25 protein-coding genes, 1 tRNA gene and 1 pseudogene are annotated in these 22,884 nt (G+C 47.0%); 14 read left to right on the plus strand and 13 right to left on the minus strand.

The window, feature by feature from the left end; translation table 11 throughout:
• Positions 1-186 precede the first annotated feature (186 nt).
• Together HA494_03125 and HA494_03130 are read left to right on the plus strand one after the other, a co-directional pair.
• Positions 187-759, plus strand: a complete 573-nt coding sequence (locus HA494_03125) for a hypothetical protein (protein ID NHV96766.1) — start codon at positions 187-189, stop codon at positions 757-759.
• Between the two features lie 10 nt (positions 760-769).
• Positions 770-1,726, plus strand: a complete 957-nt coding sequence (locus tag HA494_03130; protein NHV96767.1) for a hypothetical protein — start codon at positions 770-772, stop codon at positions 1,724-1,726.
• A 5-nt stretch (positions 1,727-1,731) separates the two neighbouring features.
• Here HA494_03130 and HA494_03135 read toward each other — a convergent pair whose 3' ends face one another.
• From HA494_03135 to HA494_03150, 4 genes and pseudogenes are all read right to left on the minus strand, one after another.
• Complete coding sequence (locus HA494_03135; protein NHV96768.1) at positions 1,732-2,424, minus strand: hypothetical protein; 693 nt, start codon at positions 2,422-2,424, stop codon at positions 1,732-1,734.
• Positions 2,425-2,582: 158 nt separating this feature from the next.
• Entirely contained in the window at positions 2,583-3,218 is a 636-nt protein-coding gene (locus tag HA494_03140; protein NHV96769.1) for a DsbA family protein, read from the minus strand.
• Positions 3,219-3,381: 163 nt separating this feature from the next.
• Positions 3,382-3,473 (minus strand) — tRNA-Ala (locus tag HA494_03145).
• Between the two features lie 282 nt (positions 3,474-3,755).
• A pseudogene (locus HA494_03150) lies at positions 3,756-4,112 on the minus strand (hypothetical protein).
• A 191-nt stretch (positions 4,113-4,303) separates the two neighbouring features.
• On the opposite strand from HA494_03150, the gene HA494_03155 reads away from it, so the two are divergent.
• From HA494_03155 to HA494_03165, 3 genes are read left to right on the plus strand one after another with little or no spacing between them, the layout of a single operon-like run.
• Positions 4,304-5,575 carry a UbiD family decarboxylase gene (locus tag HA494_03155; protein ID NHV96770.1) on the plus strand — a complete coding sequence of 424 codons (1,272 nt, stop codon included), beginning with the start codon at positions 4,304-4,306 and terminating at the stop codon, positions 5,573-5,575.
• A 7-nt stretch (positions 5,576-5,582) separates the two neighbouring features.
• Entirely contained in the window at positions 5,583-6,788 is a 1,206-nt protein-coding gene (locus HA494_03160; GenBank protein NHV96771.1) for a DUF521 domain-containing protein, read from the plus strand.
• Complete coding sequence (locus HA494_03165; protein ID NHV96772.1) at positions 6,785-7,177, plus strand: DUF126 domain-containing protein; 393 nt, start codon at positions 6,785-6,787, stop codon at positions 7,175-7,177. The genes HA494_03160 and HA494_03165 overlap by 4 nt, the downstream gene beginning before the upstream one ends.
• Here the strand turns inward: HA494_03165 and HA494_03170 are convergent.
• From HA494_03170 to HA494_03190, 5 genes are all read right to left on the minus strand, one after another.
• Entirely contained in the window at positions 7,174-7,377 is a 204-nt protein-coding gene (locus tag HA494_03170) for a hypothetical protein (GenBank protein ID NHV96773.1), read from the minus strand. The two genes, HA494_03165 and HA494_03170, sit on opposite strands and share 4 nt — an antisense overlap.
• Before the next feature lie 62 nt (positions 7,378-7,439).
• On the minus strand, positions 7,440-8,924 hold the full coding sequence (locus tag HA494_03175; GenBank protein ID NHV96774.1) for a radical SAM protein: 1,485 nt from the start codon (positions 8,922-8,924) through the stop codon (positions 7,440-7,442).
• A 71-nt stretch (positions 8,925-8,995) separates the two neighbouring features.
• Positions 8,996-9,988 carry a PLP-dependent cysteine synthase family protein gene (locus tag HA494_03180; protein NHV96775.1) on the minus strand — a complete coding sequence of 331 codons (993 nt, stop codon included), beginning with the start codon at positions 9,986-9,988 and terminating at the stop codon, positions 8,996-8,998.
• Positions 9,989-10,086: 98 nt separating this feature from the next.
• The gene (locus HA494_03185; GenBank protein ID NHV96776.1) at positions 10,087-10,872 is read right to left on the minus strand and encodes a RimK family alpha-L-glutamate ligase; all 786 of its coding nucleotides are present in this window, start codon (positions 10,870-10,872) and stop codon (positions 10,087-10,089) included.
• An 89-nt stretch (positions 10,873-10,961) separates the two neighbouring features.
• A complete protein-coding gene (locus HA494_03190) occupies positions 10,962-11,654 on the minus strand; it encodes a hypothetical protein (GenBank protein NHV96777.1) in 693 nt (230 codons plus the stop codon).
• Positions 11,655-11,797: 143 nt separating this feature from the next.
• Between HA494_03190 and HA494_03195 the strand changes: the two genes are divergently transcribed.
• The 4 genes from HA494_03195 to HA494_03210 all read left to right on the plus strand — a co-directional run bounded on the left by HA494_03195 (position 11,798) and on the right by HA494_03210 (position 15,585).
• On the plus strand, positions 11,798-13,000 hold the full coding sequence (locus tag HA494_03195; GenBank protein ID NHV96778.1) for a hypothetical protein: 1,203 nt from the start codon (positions 11,798-11,800) through the stop codon (positions 12,998-13,000).
• A 12-nt stretch (positions 13,001-13,012) separates the two neighbouring features.
• Positions 13,013-13,540 (plus strand): YkgJ family cysteine cluster protein, encoded by a 528-nt coding sequence (locus tag HA494_03200; GenBank protein ID NHV96779.1) that lies wholly within the window; start codon positions 13,013-13,015, stop codon positions 13,538-13,540.
• A gap of 101 nt (positions 13,541-13,641) precedes the next feature.
• On the plus strand, positions 13,642-14,022 hold the full coding sequence (locus tag HA494_03205; GenBank protein NHV96780.1) for a nitroreductase family deazaflavin-dependent oxidoreductase: 381 nt from the start codon (positions 13,642-13,644) through the stop codon (positions 14,020-14,022).
• Positions 14,023-14,358: 336 nt separating this feature from the next.
• The gene (locus HA494_03210) at positions 14,359-15,585 is read left to right on the plus strand and encodes an NDP-sugar synthase (GenBank protein ID NHV96781.1); all 1,227 of its coding nucleotides are present in this window, start codon (positions 14,359-14,361) and stop codon (positions 15,583-15,585) included.
• On the opposite strand, the gene HA494_03215 is transcribed toward HA494_03210, so the two are convergent.
• Genes HA494_03215 through HA494_03230 form a run of 4 tightly spaced genes read right to left on the minus strand, consistent with a single transcriptional unit; the run spans position 15,582 to position 17,872 of the window.
• Positions 15,582-16,013, minus strand: a complete 432-nt coding sequence (locus tag HA494_03215) for a molybdenum cofactor biosynthesis protein MoaE (GenBank protein ID NHV96782.1) — start codon at positions 16,011-16,013, stop codon at positions 15,582-15,584. The genes HA494_03210 and HA494_03215 overlap by 4 nt on opposite strands.
• Positions 16,014-16,038: 25 nt before the next feature.
• A complete protein-coding gene (locus tag HA494_03220) occupies positions 16,039-16,575 on the minus strand; it encodes an NOB1 family endonuclease (GenBank protein NHV96783.1) in 537 nt (178 codons plus the stop codon).
• A gap of 2 nt (positions 16,576-16,577) precedes the next feature.
• The gene (locus HA494_03225) at positions 16,578-17,006 is read right to left on the minus strand and encodes a bifunctional nuclease family protein (GenBank protein NHV96784.1); all 429 of its coding nucleotides are present in this window, start codon (positions 17,004-17,006) and stop codon (positions 16,578-16,580) included.
• 50 nt (positions 17,007-17,056) lie between these two features.
• Entirely contained in the window at positions 17,057-17,872 is an 816-nt protein-coding gene (locus HA494_03230; GenBank protein ID NHV96785.1) for an NAD(+)/NADH kinase, read from the minus strand.
• A gap of 112 nt (positions 17,873-17,984) precedes the next feature.
• Here HA494_03230 and HA494_03235 point away from each other — a divergent pair, with 112 nt between their 5' ends.
• The 5 genes from HA494_03235 (at position 17,985) to HA494_03255 (ending at position 22,832) form a co-directional block, all read left to right on the plus strand.
• Positions 17,985-18,380, plus strand: a complete 396-nt coding sequence (locus tag HA494_03235) for a translation initiation factor IF-5A (GenBank protein ID NHV96786.1) — start codon at positions 17,985-17,987, stop codon at positions 18,378-18,380.
• Positions 18,381-18,487: 107 nt separating this feature from the next.
• On the plus strand, positions 18,488-19,222 hold the full coding sequence (locus tag HA494_03240; protein ID NHV96787.1) for a diphthine--ammonia ligase: 735 nt from the start codon (positions 18,488-18,490) through the stop codon (positions 19,220-19,222).
• A gap of 15 nt (positions 19,223-19,237) precedes the next feature.
• The gene (gene ffh, locus HA494_03245) at positions 19,238-20,560 is read left to right on the plus strand and encodes a signal recognition particle protein (protein NHV96788.1); all 1,323 of its coding nucleotides are present in this window, start codon (positions 19,238-19,240) and stop codon (positions 20,558-20,560) included.
• Complete coding sequence (locus HA494_03250) at positions 20,557-21,669, plus strand: hypothetical protein (GenBank protein ID NHV96789.1); 1,113 nt, start codon at positions 20,557-20,559, stop codon at positions 21,667-21,669. The genes ffh and HA494_03250 overlap by 4 nt, the downstream gene beginning before the upstream one ends.
• A 32-nt stretch (positions 21,670-21,701) precedes the next feature.
• Positions 21,702-22,832, plus strand: a complete 1,131-nt coding sequence (locus tag HA494_03255; GenBank protein ID NHV96790.1) for a 3-isopropylmalate dehydrogenase — start codon at positions 21,702-21,704, stop codon at positions 22,830-22,832.
• Positions 22,833-22,884: the final 52 nt, after the last annotated feature.

A 22,884-nucleotide genomic window follows, 5' to 3' on the forward strand; every position in this document is an offset into this window, starting at 1 on the left:
CCGAATGCCTCGCATCACCTTAACCTACTTGAACGAGAGGGCATAGCTAAGAAGAGGCGTGAGGGTAAGTGGATCATTTATAAACTAGCCTCTCCGAAGATTCTTCAACTCATAGAGTGGACGCTCACTTAGGCTCAAGCGCTTCTCCGATATGCTTATAAGCGGTTCAAGAAATCTTTCAATATTATGACCTCTGCGGAAGAGGAGGCAAGATTTAGGGTTCTGTATTTAACCCTAGGTCTCCTTTCGCTCGCGCTGGTTGTAGCGTTACTTGCATATGCTGGTTTGGAGTTCTTCTTACATCGAAGCGAGGGTGTAGGAGACAGCTTGGTTCACATTCAAAATAAGCCTTTTGAGTTCCCTGAGCCAGAGTATTTCCCGATTTATGCGAAGCCTGTCACTTGGCTGTATGTGGGAATGGTGCTCTGTTGGTTCTCTGTCCTCGAATTGAACAGGTCAAGGCTGCTGAGGTATTCGATGTTTCGATTATCCATCTTTAGGCTGATCGCCTTCCTGGTCCTCTGTATATCAGCATACGAAGTATTTTACAACTTCAGCATATGGAGCGCCCTAATGGCTTACCAAGCCACTACAGGCAACATAATCCCAGACATACTTGTAAACAAAAGTCCTAACCCTGAAACACCCTGGAACCTCGTCTTCGCTACGAAGCTCTTCACAGCTCTAGCTGCGATCTCAGCGTACACACTCTGGTACCTGCACCGAATTGAGCAAGCGATCAAAGCGCGGAGAGAATAAGGTGCTTGGGGTGCGTAGAGTACTCTGCATATCACATTCAACCGATGTCGATGGTATAGCCTCAGCAGCACTTCTTAAACTCGCAAAGAATGCGGATGTGAAGCTTGTGGACTACGGCGACTTCATCGATGCTCTAAAGGATGTCTCGAACACCTCCGAGCTTTACATATGCGACCTCGGACTATCACCAGAAACGGCACAACTTTTCTTCAACGAAGTGGAGAGAATAAGAAGTTTCGCTAGGGTAACATACATAGATCATCACCCAAAAGTTAGGGGCTACAGATATGCCCCAAAAACGAATTTCAGGGTTATTCACAGCCTAAAGGACTGCTCAGCAGCCTTGGCATACGATAAATTCAGAAGCATTCTGCCGAAGAGCTCCTCCGCTATTGCAGCTTATGCTGCTCTGACAGACTATTTGGAGAATGGACCCATAGCGTCTAAGATATTGGATATGCACGACCGAATCCACCTTTATTATGAGGCATCGATGCTAGCGTATGCGATAGAGCGGCTAGGAGATGCGCCGAAGGAACTCAACCTCATAGTAGATGGTTTGAGTAGATTAAAGTATCCGCACGAGATTAAGGGTGTAGTTGAGGCGTCATCACAACAAGCCCAAAATGTTACAGCTTTCTTAAAGAGGTTGGAGAAAGAGGGTGTGGTCAAGAGAGGCTACGCCTATGTAAATGCGGCTTCTTTCCCGAAGGGTATTGCAGCCAATCTCGTAAGATGCTTCTTTGGAACACCTGTAGGTGTAGCTTATAAGCTCGAAAATGACTCACCTTTTTTGGAAGTCTCCTTGAGAGCCTCCTCAGCCTACCCCGGAAACCTCGGCTTGATAACTCAGCGCATAGCGTCTGAAGTCGGCGGCTTTGGAGGAGGTCATCCAAAGGCTAGCGGAGCTCGCATACCCAAAGAGTCCCTACAGCGCTTCCTCCAATCTTTAGAGGAGCTGCTGTAGTTCGGTTAGATCTTTGAGAGCATATGTGAATACTTCTCCATCCTCATCCTCTGCCCCTCTGGTTGAATGAGCCAAGTCATCCAGCACAATTCAATAGGTCTATATCCGCAAGCTAAAGCTACCTCTTCAGCCCTCTTTATGAACTCCAAATCATCATACACAGGTTGAAGCCCAGCTTTAACTAAGATCTCGTTTATCACCCGCTTGACGATCTTGTCTGGCATCACTGTGTCTACACCACCCATCATCCTCAGATACTGAAAGGTGACTAAGCCAACCCCCTTCACCCTGCCGATTGGATCAGCCCGCCATTCATCGACCTTCGCCTTCTGAGCCCAACCCCTTAATGCGGCTCTATCATCGCTACTTTGTGTTGAAAGATAGGCTGCAACCCCCTTTGCTGCTAACCAAGAGCGTAGATTCCGCCAAACCACCCTTAGCTTCTCAACATCTGCTCCCGCTAGATCTCGAAGATTCTTTATCCTTCCGCTCTCCACAAACCTCCTATTGAACTCCTCAACCTTCGGCACGACCGCCGTAAAATAATTCAAACCTATGGATGTGAAGGCGGCATCAACAACCATCAGCACAACACTCCCACCCCACCGCTCGGTTCTCAGACACCTTTCACAGTGCTCTTTCAACCCCGCAACCCTCTGCATATAGCCGTCAACAACACTCTTCAAAGAAGACATCATACCCACCAACTACACCCCCTAAACCTCAACAAAAACGTTACACTGAGCCGCCTCAATAGGTTCAATATCTAAGCCCCATTAGATCGTACGGAGAAATCAAACCGTTGGGCTAGCATCATTATGGATTAGAATGAGCCAAACATAGGAGACATTTATTTCTATCGACTTGGGAGTTCTCTTTGAATTATCTTCTCTAACCACTTCTTTATTGTTTCGTATTTCTGAGCACCAACCAGTCCATATCTAGAGTTCGCAACAAGTGTTGGAACACCCGTTACCCCATATCCATAAGCTCTCTCAAAGTCGGAAAGCATCATATCAAACGTTTTTCTATCGATGTATGCTTTATGCCACGCTTCCACATCCAACCCCACATCTTTCACACAGCTGATAAGTACCTCAAAGTCCGCGATGTTTCGACACTCTGTAAGGTGAGCTTTCTGTATCCTATCAAAGACATCCCAGTGGACATTCTGACCTCCAACTATTTCTGCTGCCTTGCACGCTAATAGCCCAGGAATTGAATGGGGGTAATCAAAATCTCTTTTTTCCATAAGATCTGCATTTATCCTGTGCTCATCGTCGTTAAGATTTGCCATTCGCCAATGGTCTAGAATCTCCCTTTTTCCTTCTTCTTTTGACCCAAAGATTTCAACTATTGCCTCCGGGGTTGGGGCAAGAGCAAAACACCTATGCACTACTTCTACCGGATACTCTTTTGCGAGTCTTCTCACCCTTGGGGAAACCGCATAACACCAAGCGCATAAAACGTCGTGGAAGAATTCAATTTGAATCTTCTGTTCTGCTTCCTTCAAGTCAACATAACCCGCATATAACAGCTAACTCTTACTAAAGTTGGAAGCACAACCAACCTCAACATCCTCTGATGGATCGCCTTCACACCAACAAAAAATAATTGGTGAACTTAATATTTAAGCATAGTTTGAAACGGGGATGTGGACCGGGGGGGATTTGAACCCCCGACCTTCCGAGCTCTTGGCTAAAGGTGCTTGCAAGTCGGATATTCTACCAGACTAAACTACCGGCCCTCTGTACTAGGGTGGATTGGTGCGTGGTTCTTAATCTTATCGCCCCTTCAATTCTAATCTTCTTTTACTAAAAAGTCTTCACCATTCTTTTTTCCAATTTTAGCAGTTCAGGCGCTACGTATGCCGTGTTAAGCTCTTAGCCAGTTCAGGCTTAACTATTAGGTCACCTTCCGATTGTTATCTTTAGATATCTCCTGAATCTTCTCGATCAAACTCTTCTTGTTGGATCTCTTCTTTGGAGGTTTCCGGTATATCTTTGGTTAAGCCTGCAAGCTTCGCGGCGTATTCTTTTGATAGGGCTCCGCTCGCTATTAGGCTCGCGATAGAGTTGGCTGAGGCTTCGCCAGTAACCTTACCTATGTTGCCTCTGATCTGTCTCCACTTCAACCTCGAATTACCGCTGTTAGAGACGTAGATGATGCCCAGCACATCTCTCGCGTTAACGAATGTTATATCCCGAATCTTCTTTAACGTAACCTTGTCCGCCGCTTCCACATATATAGCTCCCCGCTCACCCTCCTTCTCTGGGAAGACTTCCTTGTCCCTTAGGTAGCTCTCGGGTATGAAGGAGCGGCAAGTATTGTTGATTAGGAATCGTCTGAAGCTCTCCAGTGTTGCTGTGGTCTCTATATACACCATCCCCTCCACCCTTACTAGATGCTAGTTTTACCCCGTTTCTTAAAGCTGGGTGAGCGGTAATATATAGGTGTGCTCCTAATATTAATCGGGCGGACTGTGAAGACTCTAGCCCTGCTGAGAGGTGAAGAGGATAGGCTATATAAGATGCCCCTCAGCTTGAGTGCTGAGTTCGCCCCAGCGAGTGGTAAACCTTGAGTCTAAGAAGCTACCTAGAAAAAGCCGATGTAGAAGTTGTGGATGAAGAAGTGTCTCCAGATCTAGAAGTAGCAGACCGCCTAAGGAAGGCAAGGAAAGCGGTCTTATTTAGGAAGATAAGAGGGTATAGCGGCTTCAGCATAGCTGGTAACCTGGTGTTTTCAAGAAGCGAGCTAGCATCCCTCCTGCGAGTAGATGTTAACGGCTTGGCAAAACGTTTAGCGTCTGCCCTATCTAACCCTACTAAGTATAGATTGGTTGGGAATGCGCCTTGGCTCGAAGCGCATCACAGTAAACCGGATTTGGCTTCCGAGCTTCCTTTAACTACCTTCTATAAGCAGCACCCAAAGAGATATGCCTCAGCGACCATAGTTTTAGCTAAGGACCCTGAATCAGGGCGGCAGAACGCTTCAATACATCGCTTGATGCATTTGCAGGGTAATAGGTTCGCGATCAGAATTGTGCCAAGAGATCTTTACACCTTCTATCAAAAGAATAAGGAGCGTGGTCTAGATACGGTAGTTGTTGTAATCTGTGGTCTTCACCCCCTCATCTGCCTAGCTGCAGCAACCTCGCACCCGAGCTTAGATGAATTAGAGTTCGCCAACACCTTGCTTAACGGTGAACTAGAATGCTTCACGCTAGACGGGTTTAACGTGCCTAAAGAAGCCGAGGTTGTCATGAAGGGTAGACTTCTTCACTTGGAAGAAGCTGATGAGGGACCGTTTGTAGACTTGACCGGGACTTGGGATGCTGTGAGGAAGCAGCCAATACTTGAAGTTGATGAGCTATACCATCGAAGTGAACCTATATGGCAAGTCATTTTACCAGGTGGTGTAGAGCATCGCCTACTTATGGGTGTGCCCCAAGAGCCACGCATACTTGCGTTTGTGGAGAATGCCGTCCCCTCAGTGCAGAATGTTGTGCTTTCCGAAGGCGGGTGTGGTTGGCTACATGCCGTTGTTTCTATTAAGAAGATGGTTGAAGGGGATGGTAAGAACGCTGGGTTAGCTGCTCTCGCCGCGCATCCTAGCCTTAAGATGGTCATTGTGGTGGATGATGACATCGACATATACGATCCTTTGGATGTTGAGTGGGCTCTAGCTACGAGGTTTCAGCCTGATAGAGGTCTTGTGGTATTAAGTGGGGTTAGAGGTTCTTCTCTTGATCCTTCAAGTAATAAGTCGGGCGTAACATCAAAGTGGTTGATCGATGCTACACTACCTTTGGATGCTGATAGAGAACGCTTCCGTAAGGTTCGGGAGTAGGTAAGGCTTGTATCTTACGAGTGAGCAAGAAGCCATCCTTAAAGGCGAAGAAGGTTGGGCTAAGAAGAAGTGCTTAGAGATCATAGTCGGGTTAGGTGAAATGTACGGCGCAGACCGCCTCATACCAGTAGCCTCGACCCAGATATCGGGTGTCAGTTATAAGACGCTAGGCGAGTACGGGCTACAATGGGTTGAGTCACTGGCGCCAGCTAAAGCGGTTGTGCCAAGCACGTTAAATCCAGCTGGCATGGACCTTTGCTGCTGGTTGGAGATGGGTGTGCCTGAAGACTTTGCCGAGAAGCAGATGAGGGTGATAAGAGCGTATGAGCGGTTGGGTGTCATCACTCTATGTAGCTGCACGCCCTACTTAGCTGGTTTTGCTCCAAGGTTCGGGGAGCACGTGGCTTGGTCAGAGTCTTCGGCTGTCTGCTTTGTAAACTCCTTTTTAGGCGCTCGCACCAACAGAGAAGGAGGTCCTTCTGCTTTAGCCTCGGCGATAACGGGTCTGACAGCGAATTACGGTCTCCACCTCGATGAGAACCGTAAGCCCACCGCTGTCGTCAAGCTCTCCGCTAAGCTAGGGGGGTTAAGTGACTACAGCGCTTTAGGTTACTTGTTGGGTAAGATGATGCAGCAAACTATCCCCTACTTGAGAGGCCTACCTTCCCTTAGTGTGGACGAAGCTAAGGCTCTTTCAGCAGCAGCCGCCGCGTCAGGTAATCTGGCGCTTTTCCACGCGGAAGGCTTCACACCAGAGTCTAGAGCATATGTTGGAGAGGTTGGTGAGCGTTTCCATGTAGATGATAGAGATCTTAAGAGGGTCTATGAGGAGTTATCAACTATACGTTCTGGTAAGATCGATCTTGTTGCAATAGGCTGCCCTCACGCGTCTCTTGTCGAGTTGGAGGCTGCTGCCGCTTTGTTAAAAGGTAAGAAGATCTCACCTACCACCAAACTCTGGTTCTTCGCTTCTCTACCAGTTAAGGTGCTCGCTGAGAGGTTAGGTTTCGTGGATGTGATAGAGAGGGCTGGCGGTAAGGTGTTCACAGACTGCTGCATGATCGTAGCACCACTTGAGCAGATGGGTTTCACTGCAATGGCCGTAAATTCGGCGAAGGCAGCAGTCTATGCGCCAACAGCCTCGAAGATTGACGTGGTCTTTACCACTTTTGAGAAGTGTGTTGATATAGCGCTTGAGGGTAGGTTGGTTTGAGGGTTATTAGTTGTAGAAAGATATCGCCTGGTAGAGCAGAAGGATTAGCACTCTTTTCACCAGCACCAATTAGCTTCTTCGGCACAATAGATCCTACGACAAGCGAAGTCATCGAAAAGAGCCACCCCCTCTATGGGCAGAGGATAGCAGATAAGATACTCATCTACCCAGCTGGAAGAGGATCTACGGTCGGCTCCTACATACTCTACGGGCTCAGCAAAAGAGGGCTGGCACCTAGGGCGATCATCATGAAGGAAGCCGAGCCGATCGTAGCGGTAGGCGCAATTATGTCTGATATCCCACTCGTTGATAGGCCTGAGTCCTTTGACTTCAAAAGCGGCTTGCACATTATAGTGGATGCGGATAGAGGTAAGATCATCATCCCCTAGGGTTGCTCCCAGTAAGGCTTTAGCCAGTTGTAAGCCGCTTCAGCCAATACCGCTGCGCAGACCAATACTAGAGATAGTAGTAGTTCTCCTTTGCCGAGCATGTAAGCCCCCACCATAGCGAGCGGTATCTCTAGGCTGTGTAACAGTATAGCTAGCGTCTTACGCCGCAGTGTAGCCCTCCAAACCCATCTGCCACCCACAGGCTCTCACCTTGATGGTAGTCTGGTGTATGTAGGACTGCGGATAAAGGTTAACTGAAGTGTTAGGTGGTGTGCGGTGTGAGTGGCTTTTCCTCTTCTTTGGTAATCTCTTTGGCGAACTTTCTTTCAACTTCTTGCCTGTGTATGGTATTCATGGTGCAGAACGGTATGATTCTGCCGTCTGGTACAGCATAGTGTATGCCGCACCTCTGAACCCTCTCCAGATCGAAGTTGTATCCATCCATAAAGTGCATGGAGCTGACCATTATTACTCTGCGCATAAGCTGACCGAGTGCGCTGTAGCTGCCCTCCTTTATGATACCAGAGAGCAGGGAGCCTAGAACCTTTATCTTAAGATGCTTTAAGGAGGTTATCATCTTCATCTTGGCCCTAGTCTTTTTACCAGCCAAGGCGAGTCGAGTGACTTCATCCATCGCAGCCATAAAAGCGTCGACATCAGCGTATCGAGTTATTGGGATGAGCTTACCATCCTCGACAAAGACGAATGTAGCCATACCACAGTGCTCGTGCATCGTAAACTCAGGATACGGTTTCCCCTTCAGCGCAGCCATCGCTCTTGCAAAAGGCACTACGGAGGGCACAGGGTAGAAGTCGTCTCTAGTTATCTGCCCATCTGTCTGCTCCTCCACCAACCTCATGAAGTCTGGGATTGTAATCCTATATTCTCTGAGCTTCTGCCTATCTATCCTGCCTGTTACGGAGACTGGTTGAACATTTACGCAGCGTATGATATCAAAGTTGCTAGCAGCAAACCGGATTATATCACCTAGTTGATCGTCGTTTACCCCTCTAACCAAGGTAACAACCAATACTGTGCTCTCGTGCCCAATCTTACGAAGATTCTCTAAAGCCTTCATCTTGGTCTGCAAAAGATCAACCCCCCTAGTGATAAGGTAGGGCTCGCTTCTAACACCATCGAACTGAAGGTAAAATGTGCTCACACCAGCGTCAGCCAACCTCTGAGCATACTCCAGACTATTAGCGATTCTTACCCCGTTGGTGTTTACTTCAACGTGGGGTATGCCTGCTTCATGCGCTCTTTTAACTAGCTCAGGTAGGTCTTCGCGGAGCGTCGGTTCGCCGCCTGAAAACTGCAGAGCCTTTGTGCTGACAGGCTTATTTGCTACTAGATTGTCTATCATTGCAAAGATTTCTTCTTTGGTTGGCTCGTAGAGGTAGCCTGCTGCGGCTGCGTTAGCGAAACAGATAGGGCATCTTAAATTACATCGGTTTGTTACATCTATTATGCCTAGGATGGTGTAGGATTTGTGGTTTGGGCATAAGCCGCAGTCATAGGGGCATCCTTTGTTGACTTTAGTTCTTGGGTTTTCAACACCAGCACCATCTCTTCTAAACTTCTGAACCCTTAGATACTGTTCGTAGTCGCTCCAGTAGAGGTCTTCGTAGCTGCCGTGTTCAGGGCACCTTTTCTCTATGAACACTTTACCATCAGACTGGTAGATCGATGCTTTTACAACTTTGAAGCAGATTGGACATATGCTTCTGGTTTCTTTTAGGGGTGTCAACAATCTACCCTCTTTTGACGCTGTTAATTAAGCTCTTCCTATGCTCCTACACCTTTCACCTTCTGAATCTTCTATAACCCTAGGCTTTGGGTCTTCGTTAGCAATTCGAGTTCTTGGTCTACACAGGCGCTCTGTACACCAAATTTTCTTATGCATTCTAGGCATCGTTCAGGGTCGCATAGTGTAGTGCTCAGATACTTCTCCCCTCCGTCTGGTAGGATCGCTAAAATTACACCAGAGTCCAGCTCCTGCGCCTTCTTTAGCGCAGCGTAGAATATGGCTCCTGAGCTAGGTCCGCAGAATATCCCTTCTTTGAGTGTGAGCAGCCTGGCTGTGTCTTCTGCTTCAGGTAAAGTTACAACTACCTTTTCGTCTATTGCTGAGGGATCCCAGATCTTCGGCACATACTGGATCTCGAGATTCTTTAAGCCTTGGATCGGGGTGTTTCTATGCGGCTCTACGCCTATAACCTTCAGCTTAGGATTCTTTGCTTTTAGCTTCTTTGAAACGCCAACTATTGTGCCTGTTGTGCCCAGCCCTGCGACTAGGTGTGTGAGTCTATCCCCGAAGTCCCTCCAGATCTCTTCAGCCGTTGTTTCATAATGCGCCTTAACGTTATTCGGGTTTGCAAACTGGTTCGGCATAAAATACTTCTCTGGGTTCTTTGAGACTATCTGCCTAGCCAGATCCTCAGCCCCATCCATCCCCCTTGCACCTGGTGAGAGGATGATCTTTGCGCCATAAGCCAGTAGGATCTTCCGCCTCTCCATACTCATGGTTTCAGGCATAACTAGGGCGAGCTTATACCCCTTGACCGCACAGACTAATGCCAATCCTATGCCTGTATTTCCGCTTGTGGGCTCTATCACGATCTTGTCTTTGGTAAGCAAACCTTCTCTCTCAGCAGCTTCTATCATATAAAGCGCAATTCTGTCCTTCACAGAGCCTGCTGGGTTAAACTTTTCGAGCTTCACATACATCTCCACGCTCTTCTTTGGGCTTAGGCTGTTGATCTTCACGACTGGTGTGTTGCCGATTAGTTCGAGTATGTTGTTGTATATCATTCTGAGTACCCCCCTCTGTTATATCGGTGATATAATCTATTCTATGCACCTATTTAAGGCAAACAAGCATAAACCCGTAATCTTTCTTGCTTGAGCGGTTAGGTTGCTAGATACTTTATTATCTTCACGTAGATGTCTCTATCCCAGCGATCCTCGTAGCCCCTATAGATGCTCGGGTTATCGTTAACCTCAACCACAACATATTCACCATTGACCTCTTTGATGTCAACACCGTAGAGCCCGCGGCCGACTATCCTACACGCTTTGAGAGCAGTTTCTTTTAGCTTCGAGGGTGCGTTGATCTTTTTTAGTGTAACTGTTCTGCCCCATCGGAAACTGTTCTTGCCTTTTCGCTTCACACCGTGCTTCCATCCACCATTAGGCATCATATACTTGCAAACATAGAGGATTTCGTCGTTCAAGACCCCTACTCTCCAGTCGAAGCGTGTGGGCATAAACTTCTGCACTACCAGCATATCTGATCTCCTGAAAAACCTTCTGGCGAAGTGGCGGAAGCTGGTTTCACAAGAGACCTTCTCCACATACTTTGAGAAGCTTGTGTAAGGTGCTTTCAATACGATAGGTCTTCCGAATAAGTCGAATAGTTCCTGTATCTGCTTGTGGTGTATCTCGTCTCTACTGATGATTAGTGTGGGTATATGTGGTATATTGTGCTTTTCGAACAATTCGTACTGATGTATCTTGTTTGCGCAGATCCTTATGGAGTTGGGGTCATCTATGACTCTTAAGCCGAGTTCCCAAGCTGTCTTTGAGACTAGATATGAGGTGTAGAGTGGGTCTGTTGTAGCCCTTATGAAGACAGCATCATAGTTGGGGATCTCTGAGAGATCGCTCTTAAAGATGAAGTCGAATTTGTGCCCCATCTGCTCTGCTGTGAGCTTGAAGAGATGCAGAGCTTCAGCTTCTCTTGCGTGTTGAAAGTTGTATTTTTCGACAAAGCACGCTATACGCGTCAATCGAATAACCCTTCTCCGCGAGAGAGTATTCTCGAAATCTTCACAAAGTCGCTTACCGTGATTTCATCCATGTTGAGTGGATGTAATCCACATAAGTAGATACTGTCCCTAGATTTTTGGATAAGAAGTTTGCATAGCGGTATCCTGAATATCTGATAAACTTTGCGTGCGGTATCTTTAACATCGAGATCCTTACGATGGCAGTACCCAAAGAAAGATTTGCACGATATTAGTTCGCCGTAGAGAGGTTGTGCGCATACGGTGTATCTGTGGTTGAAGCTCAGTTTTTTAATAGATTTATAGAGTGTGCTTCTGCTCTTTATTACCGTTAATCTGTTGAATGTGAAGGGGCTTAGTGGGAACACTATAACAGGTAACCCGAACTCTTGTATAATTCGCTTAGGGGAGTCGGTAATAAGAAAAGGTATAGTGGGGACCCCTCTTTTTGCCGCTCTAAGAAGTAAGATAGGAACTCTGTAAGCATCGACGCAATCCTTTGTCGAAGGTATAACCCTATCTCCAAGTATCTCTGCGTGAAGCGAAACGTAGTAGCCGGTCTTCATATACCTATAATCGTTGTTAACGTTAATTACATCGTCTTTAATAGACGAGTTAAGAAATGTCGAAGGTTTTACTGTTGGTGTGTCTGTTTCTAGGTCGATGCTTGAGACGACCAGCACACAGAACACCAGGCTATTGAGTTGTGCTCCGTTATGCTTCTATTTAAATCTAATGCTAGCCGCTACCTAACGCGGCTCTGGTCATTCTTGTAGAGGAATACCTATCTTTGCTTGTAAACCTTAAATAGGAATTTATTTTGAGGTTCGTGTCTGTGGTTAGCTCTTCCTATAGGACGTTAGAGGCGCTCGGTCCTGAACACGAGTTCGCGCTGGTTGATGAAAATTTGAAATGTATGCCGATAGCGGACCGTGTTATTAAAGATGTGCGGGGTAGGGTTGCTAACTCTGTAGAGTTTCGGGACTTCACGGTAAGTAAAGAGTTGCAGATGCACGTTTTAGAAGTCAAGCCGAACAGTCCCTTTACTTCCCCTACGGTTTTTGAGGAAAGGATGTATAGTGCTGTGCTTGAGGTTGCTGATCTTCTTGGGCGGAGGTATGGTTGTAGGCTTTTGGGGACTGGTATGCATCCGACATTAAGGCTTTCTGAGACGTCTGTTTGGTCCCATCGCCATAGGCAGATCTATGAGGCGTTTGGCAAAATCTTCGACCTTATGCAGCACGGCTGGTTGAATATACAAAGTTTCCAACTCAACTTGTCGTACTCTGATGCCTCTGATGCTGTTTTAATGCATAATCTTCTGGCGTATGTCTGCGCATACCTCCCAGCTATTACTGCTTCTTCTCCTATTTATGAAGAGGTGGTTGGTGAGTATTTGGATAACCGACTATATTTTTATAAGGAGGCGCAGAAGGAGGTGCCTTCAGTTGCTGGCGACGTGGTTCCTGAATACATATCATCTTTAGAAGATTACCGAAGGAAGGTTATCGAAAGATATTCTATCGAACTGGCTAAAGCTGGTGCTGATTCCTGCATTCTTTATAAAGAGTGGGTTAACTCAAGAGGCGTGATATTAAGGTCTGACAGGAGGGCTTTGGAGATTAGGGTGATGGATGAGCAGGAGTGTGTGAGATCAGATGTGGCGTTGAGCGCTTTTATAAGGGCGCTTCTTAGAGGGTTGATGAATGAGGGTGCACAACTTTTGCCTAGGAGAATCTTAGTGCACGATTTTAACTCGGTGATCAAATTCGGTTTAAGCGCTGAGGTTCATCATCCACTAGGCTCGTTTGCAAGAAATGTTTGTCAACATCTCCTGCGAACCGCTTTAAGCCATGCTACTGACGAGGAGAAAGAGTATCTGCTTTTGGTGCAGAAGAGAGTAGAGTGCGGAAGCCTATCTGAGAGCATTAGGAGGAGGGTTAGGGTGAGGGCTCAGAAGACCTCTCTTAAAGAAGCGATAATCGATGTTTACTCCTCTCTTTCGAACTGTTTGATACGTAATGAGCCCTTCTTCTAGAGGGTTTGTGCGTTGGCGAGGCAGGAGAATTACTTTGAGGTGTGTGAAGCGTGTAAGATTGAGTGCTGCAGAGATGCCCGACCCCCTATAACTTTGAAGCGTAGGGAGATTATAGAAGGGTATCTTAGGGAGCGTAAATTGCGTATAGAGGACCCCTTCGTGTGTGTAGATTATATGCATCCAAGGGAGGATAGAGAGGGGTACTGCATCTTCTACAATAGGGAGACTAAGAAGTGCTTGGTTCATGAGGTGAAGCCTGAGACGTGTGTCGCAGGGCCGATAACGTTCGACATAGATAAGGGAAGGGGGAGGATAGTTTGGTACCTGAAGATGGAGAGTATCTGCCCTTTAGCGGGTGTAATCTTTAGGGACAGAAGCCTGCTTCAGCGGCACTTTGAAGTGGCTAGAAGGGAGATTCTTAGGCTCGTTGAAGATCTTCCGCCGCATCATCTTAAGGTTATATTGAGGCGTGAAGAGCCTGAGACGTTCAAGATAGGGGAGGAAGAGATTGGGGAAGGCGTTTTGAGTAAACTTGATTGATTATGACCTTTGTTTTTGCTGTTGGTGTGAGTGTGAAGATTACTTTAGTTGCTCTCTAGTTTTACAATCTTAAATATCTGCGTGTTCAAACTCTGTAGTGGTTGGCTTCAGATTTCAGAAGTCGGCTTGAGGGTGTTAAAGATAGGTGGACTATTCGGCTGGTGACTATCGGTAGGAGGAGTGGGCTGCCTAGACCTGTCACGGTTTGGTTCGTTTACCTTGATGGTAGGCTCTTTGTGCGCACCTCGAAGAAGACGAATTGGTATAAGAATCTGAAGGCGAATCCAACTGTGGAGGCTGAGGTTGGTGGGTTGAAGTTTAGGGCTGAAGCTGAGCAGATTTTCGACCAAGCGCTCACCAAACGGCTTCAAGAAGCGTATAGAAGGAAGTATCGGTTAGCCGATGCATTATCAAACCTCATTATGATTAGGGGAAGCCCAATCTTCTTCGAGCTAAAAGTTAAGGAGTGTAACCCATTTTAGTTTTCAAAAGGTTTATTAGTGTGCGCCTCCTCTATCGAGATACTAGATTGTTTGTTTGGCTTTTTTGTTGAAGGTGAAGCTGCTTGAAGGCTCGAGATGATTCTGTCGAGCGTGCTTCGACTGGTTTGGATAGATACTCTCTTAGGCGGAGAAGAGGTCTCAGGCTAACCCAAGATATTTGCTGAAAGAGTAATTAGCCTACTCGGATATGGAGGCGAAGTTCTGCTTGACTTCATAATAAAAGAAATGGAAAAACGTGCTTTCTAACCTAGAGGATAAGAAGGCACCTTATCGTAACTAAAATAATAGAAAACCTAAAGATTCTCCAAAATCAAGATGTTGACGATGAACCTAAGCGAAGTTAGAGTCGTCATACCAGTAGGTGGACAAGCAACCAGACTTCAGCCTCTTACCGCTGAGGTTTCAAAGGCTTGCCTACGTTTTATGAATAAGCCGCTGATCGAAATAGCCATTGCTGAGCTCGCTAAACAAGGTGTAAAACACTTTATCTTCGGCGTTAAAGGTTACATAAACTATCGAAGCCTACACGACTATTTTGATGACGGCACACCCCTATCAGCCAAATATGGCATAGAGCCACGCATACACATAAAGTATCAGCCACACTTCGACGACTTAGGCAGCGCCGACTCGCTCAGAATAATCCTCGATTACTACGAAATCCCCTCACTTATAGCAGTTGTGCAAGGCGACAACATCTTCGACCTGAACCTTGCAGATCTAATAGATTTCCACCTCTCCAGAGAAGCCTTCATGACCATCTGCCTAACAAGAGTCGATGATGTGACCGGATATGGTGTAGCTGAAGTTGAGGGCGAAAGGATCATCCGATTCGTAGAGAAACCCGATCCAAAAGAAGCCCCTTCAAACCTAGCCAACACAGGAATCTACATACTGAACCCAGAAGTCAGATCAGTCTATAACGAGCCACTTATCCAAGATGAGATTAAACGCAGAGAGAGGCTCGACTTCGGCAAAGACTTCATACCCTACCTCATAGAGCGCGGCTACCCGATCTACGGCTACCAACTCAAAGGACGATGGTACGACTTAGGTACACCAGCCAACTACCTCCGCAGCCTAATCGAACTGCTCAAGGCTGGCTACGGGCTGGATCGAAGCTGGAGAGTAGAGGGGCACGATGTTTGGGTGCAGAGCCGAAGCGCCGAGTCGATGCGTAGAAGAAGCGAGATAGTAAAGAAGATGCACGAAGGGAAGATTAGGTTAGAAGGTGCCGTGCTTATAGGCAGACACTGCCAGATAGGCGAAGGCTCAGTAATCAGAGACTCGGTGATAGACAACTTCACCATAATAGGCAAAAACGTATCTATTGAGGGCTCAGCCATATTAGATCGATCCATAGTTCACGACAACGCAACGATAAGCAAGAGCATAATAGGTAGGCACGTAATAGTCAACTCCTCGCCCACAAAACCGACGTCAATAGAGGACTTATGCGTAATAGGCGACGACACCATCATAGAAGAAGGTATCAAGCTGAAGGCTGCAAAGATCTACCCACACAGCAAATTAGCCTCCTAGGCGTGGGAGACCCACCTTGACTCCCCATCAACAAACACTTCTTTTTTGAACAGCGCTGGTTCACGCTTATACCTTTCAACAGCCTCTTGCAAGGCTGGGAAGACACCGCTGCGGCTCCTACCAGACACAAGCACCAGCACAAGCGGCTCCCCAACCTCAAACCTACCCATAAGGTGGTAGATCAGAACGCGGCTCACACCATACTTAGCCCTAACCTCTTCACATATCCTCCTAATAGTGGGTGTAGCGTGTTCAACGTAGGATTCAACTTCAATCTCGGAAACATCTCTACCTAAATCGCTAACGCCCTTCACCAAACCTATGAATGAAGCGACAGCCCCATCGTTAGGGCTTACTTCTCTCAAAAACCCGCTTATAACATCAGGCAGATTGAACTCACGCTTAGGGTACACACCAGGCTCGAGCATATTAAATATAGGGCGTTGGAGGGTTTTAATACCTTACCTCTCTGCTTCTGCCAACCCTCCTCTTTAACGCTGTACCACAGATCGGGCAATAACGCATGTTACCACCAAATACTTGGCTACAAGCTGGGCAGTAGTGTACCCATCTCACCATCCTCCTTATACCTCTACTCATAGCCGGTGCAAACCGTATATTAAGAATCTGAGCCACATTCTGCACAGCGTAGTCGTCAGTAACTATAACCGCATCACCCTTCTCCGAATAATGTAGAGCCAAAGCTAAAATAGAGATGTCCGCCTCAGAGAGAGTAGAGATGTCTCTTGTTTCCATAGCAGCAGCCTTCACACGCTGATAAGCCTCAGAAGGCGGCTTCTCAACCACCAGCCGCTTGGAATCGAGAAGAGTATCTATTATCGCAATGTATTTGCTACTGTGCGTAACCTCTTTTAACACCTCCGCGGTCGTTAGGTAGCATTCTAAACTAGTGTAGGGTACGCCTGCATAGAATGCTGTTGCGTCAAGTATCAGCTTCCGAGATTTAGTCTCAGACTCTTTTGCTGCCATTTTCAGACCTGAGACGCCAGTTTATCGAAGAGCTTCTTCTTCATCTTTATAGGCACATCATAGTATGTAGCGAGCGCTATGGAATCAGAGGCTCTATAGTTTCTAAGGACAAAGCTGCTGCCCCTGCAGCTAAAATAAAGGTCAGCCCTTAACACATTTCCTCTCTCATAAACCTCCACCTCTGTTAGGAAGAGCGACTGGCTATCAGCCAACTCAGCTATCATCTTGTAGACCGATGGCACTGATACCCGATCACCCCGCTGAAACCTCGCTATATAATCCGCAACTTCGCCCGAAAAAGCGCTCATCGGAAAGCTTCTACCATCCTCAGCCGTTAAAACGAGAACGCCTTGGGCACCCTCTGGGTCTGCGAAACCTACCTTCGTAACCTTCACATATACATATTCATCGTCTTTTTTACCTTCTTGCATCGGCGCTCACTATAAAAAGGCAATAATCTACTGATAAAGATAGCGCTGCATTAAGAGATCATCTTGAGTAACTGCTTGAATGCAAAGCCCCCTAGCCTCACCAAGTTTGCATCATACTTGTATCTACTAATCTCCACCCCCTCACCACTTTCTAATCCGAAGACCTCTTGCCCATCAACCACCACATCTGCTGGCTGATCAACCTTGATCGTGATCGGCTGAGGCTTTACCACTATAGGCGGCATATGCTGAAGCGGCGAAGCTGGAACTATTAACACACCGTCAAGGTCCTCCTGTAAAACCGGTCCTTTAAGCGAATAAGCGTGCCCAGTCGAACCTGTTGGTGTTGAAACAACCACACCATCCATTCTGACGCTTATCTGTGTCTCACCAAGTCTTATTGTGAATAGAGGTGTACCTATGTGCCTCTTCCTTACCACATAGACCTCGTTTGTGGCAGGCGGCAGTTCCACACTGGTTCTCGCTACAAGCCTCATTCTTCTATCCAGTAAGTACTCCCCTTTCTTCAGCTTAAGGAGGGCTTCATCTAACTCCTTAGGCTTGATCTCTGAAAGTATCCCTCGGTGCCCAACATTTACCGCTAAGACTGGTGTCTCATCTCTAAGCAATCTTAGTGTGCGCAGAAGGGTTCCATCCCCACCTACACTAACTACAACATCAACTCTGCTCTTCAGATCATTTACATCACTCACTTTAATGGCGCCTTCAGAGCTAAGATCATCTAATAAGGTATAGACTTGTAAGCCTGCGTCAACGATTCTCCTAACTATATTTGACGCGGTCACTTTATCTAAACCGTCTTTTAGGACTACACCTATGCTATGAACCGGTTTCTGTTGCGCCAATGTGATTACACCTCAGCAGCAACAAAATCTGCTTATATCCCTTTACTCTTTTAGAAAGATAATTATACCACCACCTATTACCTTCATTAACCAGTCTTGGTGGGGTGCTGCTATGAGTAAACCAGTAGACTTGGGGAGCGTTAAAGAGGGTTCCTACATAATAATTGATGGTGAGCCATCGAAGATCGTGGAGTATGATAAGTCTAAACCGGGGAAGCACGGCTCAGCTAAAGTCCGTGTCGTCGCCATAGGGTTGTTTGATGGTGTTAAGAGGACCCTCGTCTCACCCGCCTCGGCTAACGTAGAAGTTCCTATTATCGAGAAGAGGTCGGCTCAAGTAATCTCTATCACAGGCTCGAATGTTCAACTCATGGACCTCGAAACCTTCGAATACTTCGACCTCCCTATGCCGGCTGAGCAAGAGATCGCTTCAAAGCTTCAGCCGGGTGTTGAAGTTGAGTATTGGCGGACCTTGGGTAGAAATAAGATCATGAGGGTCAAGGGTTAGTTTACACTAGATCAGTAAACTCTATAGGTTAATTTGAAGTAACAGAAGGCGGGCCTAGATGATCCGTGGAAGAGCCGTCTGACCTGTGATGACGAATCAGAGTGGAGATGGGCCCACAGGTTGAGCACATAAAGATGAAAGCAGCAGTCGCATACTCAGGAGGCAAAGACAGCACAAGAGCCGTTTATGAATGCATAAAGGCTGGTGACGAAGTACGCTGTCTACTTAACATAATAACAGACACCCCAGAAAGCTACCTCTTCCACTACCCCAACACACGTTGGACAAAGCTGCAAGCCGAAGCCCTAAACCTTCCACTTCTGAGCAAAGAAGTGAGGGGCGCTAACGAGGCTGAGGAGCTAAACGCTTTCACAGATCTTCTAGCCGAGGCGGCTGCAAGATATTCAGTCAATTGCTTATACACCGGTGCTGTTGCCAGCCAATATCAGAGGCGGAGATTCGAGGAAGCCGCATCTAGAGTGGGCTTAAAGTGCATTAACCCACTATGGGGGATGAGCGGTGAGCAGATCTTAAGAGATCTACTCAAGCTGGGTTTCAAGACCGTTATAGTAAGTGTTTCTGCAGCCGGTCTTGGTCCAAAGTGGTTGGGTAGAGTTATTGATGACGCAGCCATAGATGATCTTAAGAAGGTGAACAGAAGATATGGTGTAAACCTTTCTTTTGAAGGCGGGGAGGCTGAGACTTTCGTATTAGATGCACCAATATTCAGCAAAAGCATAGAAATAACTTCATCAGAGGTGTATTGGGACGGCTACGTAGGCTTCCTCATAATAAAGGAGGCTAGGCTGGTGGATAAGGGAAGCGTTAAAGAAGTAGAATAGGAGAGGTAACATAGGATGCTGGAGAAGCTAAAAGAAGGTCTACAAGCAGCAATCAAAAAGCTGATAGGTGCGGCAACCGTAGACGAGGCTGCGGTTAAAGAATTCGTCAGAGACCTCCAGCGAACCTTGCTGCAGGCTGATGTTAATGTGAAGATGGTTCTAGAGATCACATCGAAGATAGAGAAGAGGGCTCTACAAGAAACCCCACCACCAGGCCTACCACGTAAAGACCACATCGTGAAGATACTCTACGAGGAACTATCTTGTGTGCTCGGAAGCGAAGCCAAGCTCGATATACCTATGAACAAGACCTACACGATTCTCCTACTAGGCATACAAGGTTCAGGTAAGACGACCGTAGCCGCCAAGTTGGCAAGGTATCTTCAGAAAAAGGGGTATAAAGTCGGCGTAGTCTGCGCAGACACCTACAGACCAGGAGCGCTGACGCAGCTAACTATGCTTTGCAAGCAGATAGGTGTTGAAGTCTATGGAGAGGAAAACGCTTCGGATCCAGCTGGTATAGCGGAGAGAGGTCTCAAATTCTTTAAAGACAAGCACGTCGTAATAATAGATACTGCAGGCAGACACAAGGAAGAAAAGGGTCTATTGGAGGAGATGAAAGAGATCTCTTCTAAAATAACACCAGACCTAACACTTTTGGTTATAGATGGTACAATAGGGCAAGCTTGCTACGCGCAGTCTGAAGCTTTCCACAAAGCTGTGCCGGTAGGCGGTATAGTTATAACAAAGCTAGATGGTGCTGCTAAAGGCGGGGGTGCGCTCGCAGCCGCTGCCGCTACAGGGGCCAAGATCTTCTTCATTGGTACGGGTGAGCGAGTTGATGATCTAGAGCCCTTCTCCCCAACCAGATTCGTAGGTAGGCTGCTTGGGCTCGGTGACATAAAGACCCTACTGGAGCGGGCTAGAGAGCTGGAGCTCGAAGCCGATGAAAAGAAGATGCAGAGGATCATGTCTGGTAAGATGACGATAGATGACCTCTACTACCAGATGGAGCAGATGAAGAAAATGGGTTCGATACGCCGCATACTTGAACTCATCCCAGGCTTTTCCCAAGTCAAGATATCTGAAGAGGAGCTAGAGGGCTTAGATGCGAAGTTAGAGAAGTGGCGAAGCATCATACTCTCGATGACCAAAGAGGAACGCGCTAACCCTGAGATCATGAACGCTTCCAGAATAAGAAGGGTCGCGAGAGGCTCAGGCACATCAGAGAAGGATGTCAAAGAGCTCTTAACCAGATATAGGCAGACCAAGGACCTTATGAAAGCCACAAAAGGTAGAGCATTCAGACAGCTCCTAAGAAGGTTACAACAAACTTGAGCAGCAAAGCCAAAGCGATTCTAAAGAAGTACCCCCTATGCCCAAGCTGCTTAAAGAGGCAGTTAGGCACAAAGATTAAACCCCTTCCACAGCGAGGAGAATGCTTCATCTGCGGAGGCTTCTTTGAACGCATAGACGATGTGGCAAAGAGCGTTGTAGCAGCTTTAAGCGAGTATGAATTTGAAAACTTCAGTATAGGCCTATCTACACCATCTGAGTGGATTGAACGAGAAGACCTCATAAGGTCGGAATTTAAGCTTCAAGGTAAGCGTAATGTGAAGTCAGATGCTTCACATATGCTCGCATCTAGGATAGCCGAGATCTTAAAGAAGCCTATTAACCGTTTGAAGCCGGATGTTTTGGCTGTTGTGGATGTTGTAAGCGGGGCTGTTAAGGTGGAGGCTAGGTCAATCTATCTATTTGGCAGGTATACAAAGTCTAAACGGGGTTTACCGCAGAAACATCCAAGATGTAGAGTCTGTGGAGGTAGGGGTTGCCCAGAATGCGAATACACGGGTAGGGCTAAAGGTCTTAGCGTGGAACATCTAATCAACCAATATCTTCTAAAAATCTTGCAAGGCGCTAAGACGACCTTCAGCTGGTTTGGTGGCGAAGATGAAAGAAGCCTGGTCCTAGGAGCGGGTAGACCGTTTTACGTGGAGGTGCATAATCCAAAGAAGCGGCGTCTACCAACCCTAACCTTACCAGCCAACCTAGGATATGGCATCAAGCTTACACAACTAACCCTATTAGATGCCAAGCCTGAAAAGGTACCCAGCTTCAAGATCAAGGTGCTGGCTAGAGTGCTCTTTCAGAGTAAGCCAGATAAGAAGGTTTTGAAAAATCTTCCGAATCCAATAGAGGTTAATCAAGCATCTCTAGGAAAGCGTAAAACCTATGTGAAGAAGATCTATTCACCCACCATACGTCTGGTTGGAAACAAAGGGTATATACGATTCATCTGCGACGGCGGGTTAAGCATAAAACGGTTTCTAACAGGGGTAGGCGAACCTGTAACCCCCAACCTACCCTCACTTCTAGGCGTCAACACAGAAGTAGATGAAGAGAAACCTTTCGATATTCTAGATGTGCTTCTAGAAGGTTTTTAGAGTAGGGTCAATCAACCCCCTACCGATACAAGATGCCTACTTACAAAGTCGCCGTTATACCAGGTGATGGTGTTGGACCGGAGGTTATACGTGAAGGCAGAAAGGTTTTGGACGCTGTGAGTGAAGTAGATGGGTTTGAGCTAGAGTGGGTTGAATATCCATTCGGAGCGGACTACTACCTTAAAACAGGCAAGACGCTAGACGAAGACTCGCTGAAGGAGCTCAAGCAGTATAAAGCAATATACCTAGGGGCCGTAGGCGACCCCAGAGTTCCACCCGGTGTTTTGGAGCTAGGGATCCTACTCAAGCTGCGCTTCTACATGGATGAATACGTAAACTTAAGGCCGGTGAAGCTCTTTGAAGGCGTACCAACACCGCTCAAGAACAAAACTGAAAAAGACATCTGCTTCGATGTAGTTAGAGAGAACACTGAAGACTTCTACATAGGTATAGGCAGCAGAGCGCTCAAGACACCACATAGAGAGCAACACCAGCTCATCAGAGAACTCTACAGCCTAAAGTTCAATCTGGATGTAGAAGGTGATGCGGATGAAATTGCCTACCAGCTCGGGCTTATAAGCCGCAGAGGTGCTGAGAGGGTCATAAGGTACGCCTTCGAGTTGGCCGAGAGGAAGAAGAAGAGTAAGGTGACCTCGGTCGATAAAGCGAATGTTTTGACCCACATTTATGGGCTTTGGCGAGACGCATTTCAGAGCGTCGCCGAAAATTACCCTCACATCGAAACAGAGTTTATGTTTGTTGACGCAGCTGCTATGTGGTTCGTCAAGAACCCTGAGTGGTTCCAAGTGGTTGTGACCCCAAACCTCTTCGGCGACATTCTTACAGACCTCGGAGCCATGATTCAGGGTGGAATGGGTGTAGCACCTGGTGCTAACATTAACCCCTCTGGTACATCGACCTTCGAGCCGATTCACGGTTCAGCGCCTAAATACCGTGGTCAGAATAAGATCAACCCAATAGCCACGATTCTTGCTGGTGCTCTTATGCTTGAAAACCTTGGGCTCTATTTCTCTGCGGCTAAGGTTGAGAGGGCTGTTGCTGAGGTGCTGAAGGAGGGTAAGGTGCGCACCTACGATCTAGGTGGCTCCTCAACGACAGAAGAAGTGGGTAATGCGATAGCTGAGAGGGTTAAGCGCCTTTAGGTCTCCAAGCTATAGCGAAGCTGCCCCCTATTACTCCAAGTATCAACCCGAC

Source organism: Nitrososphaerota archaeon, from assembly GCA_011605775.1.
In the GTDB taxonomy this organism is placed as follows: domain Archaea; phylum Thermoproteota; class Nitrososphaeria; order Nitrososphaerales; family JAAOZN01; genus JAAOZN01.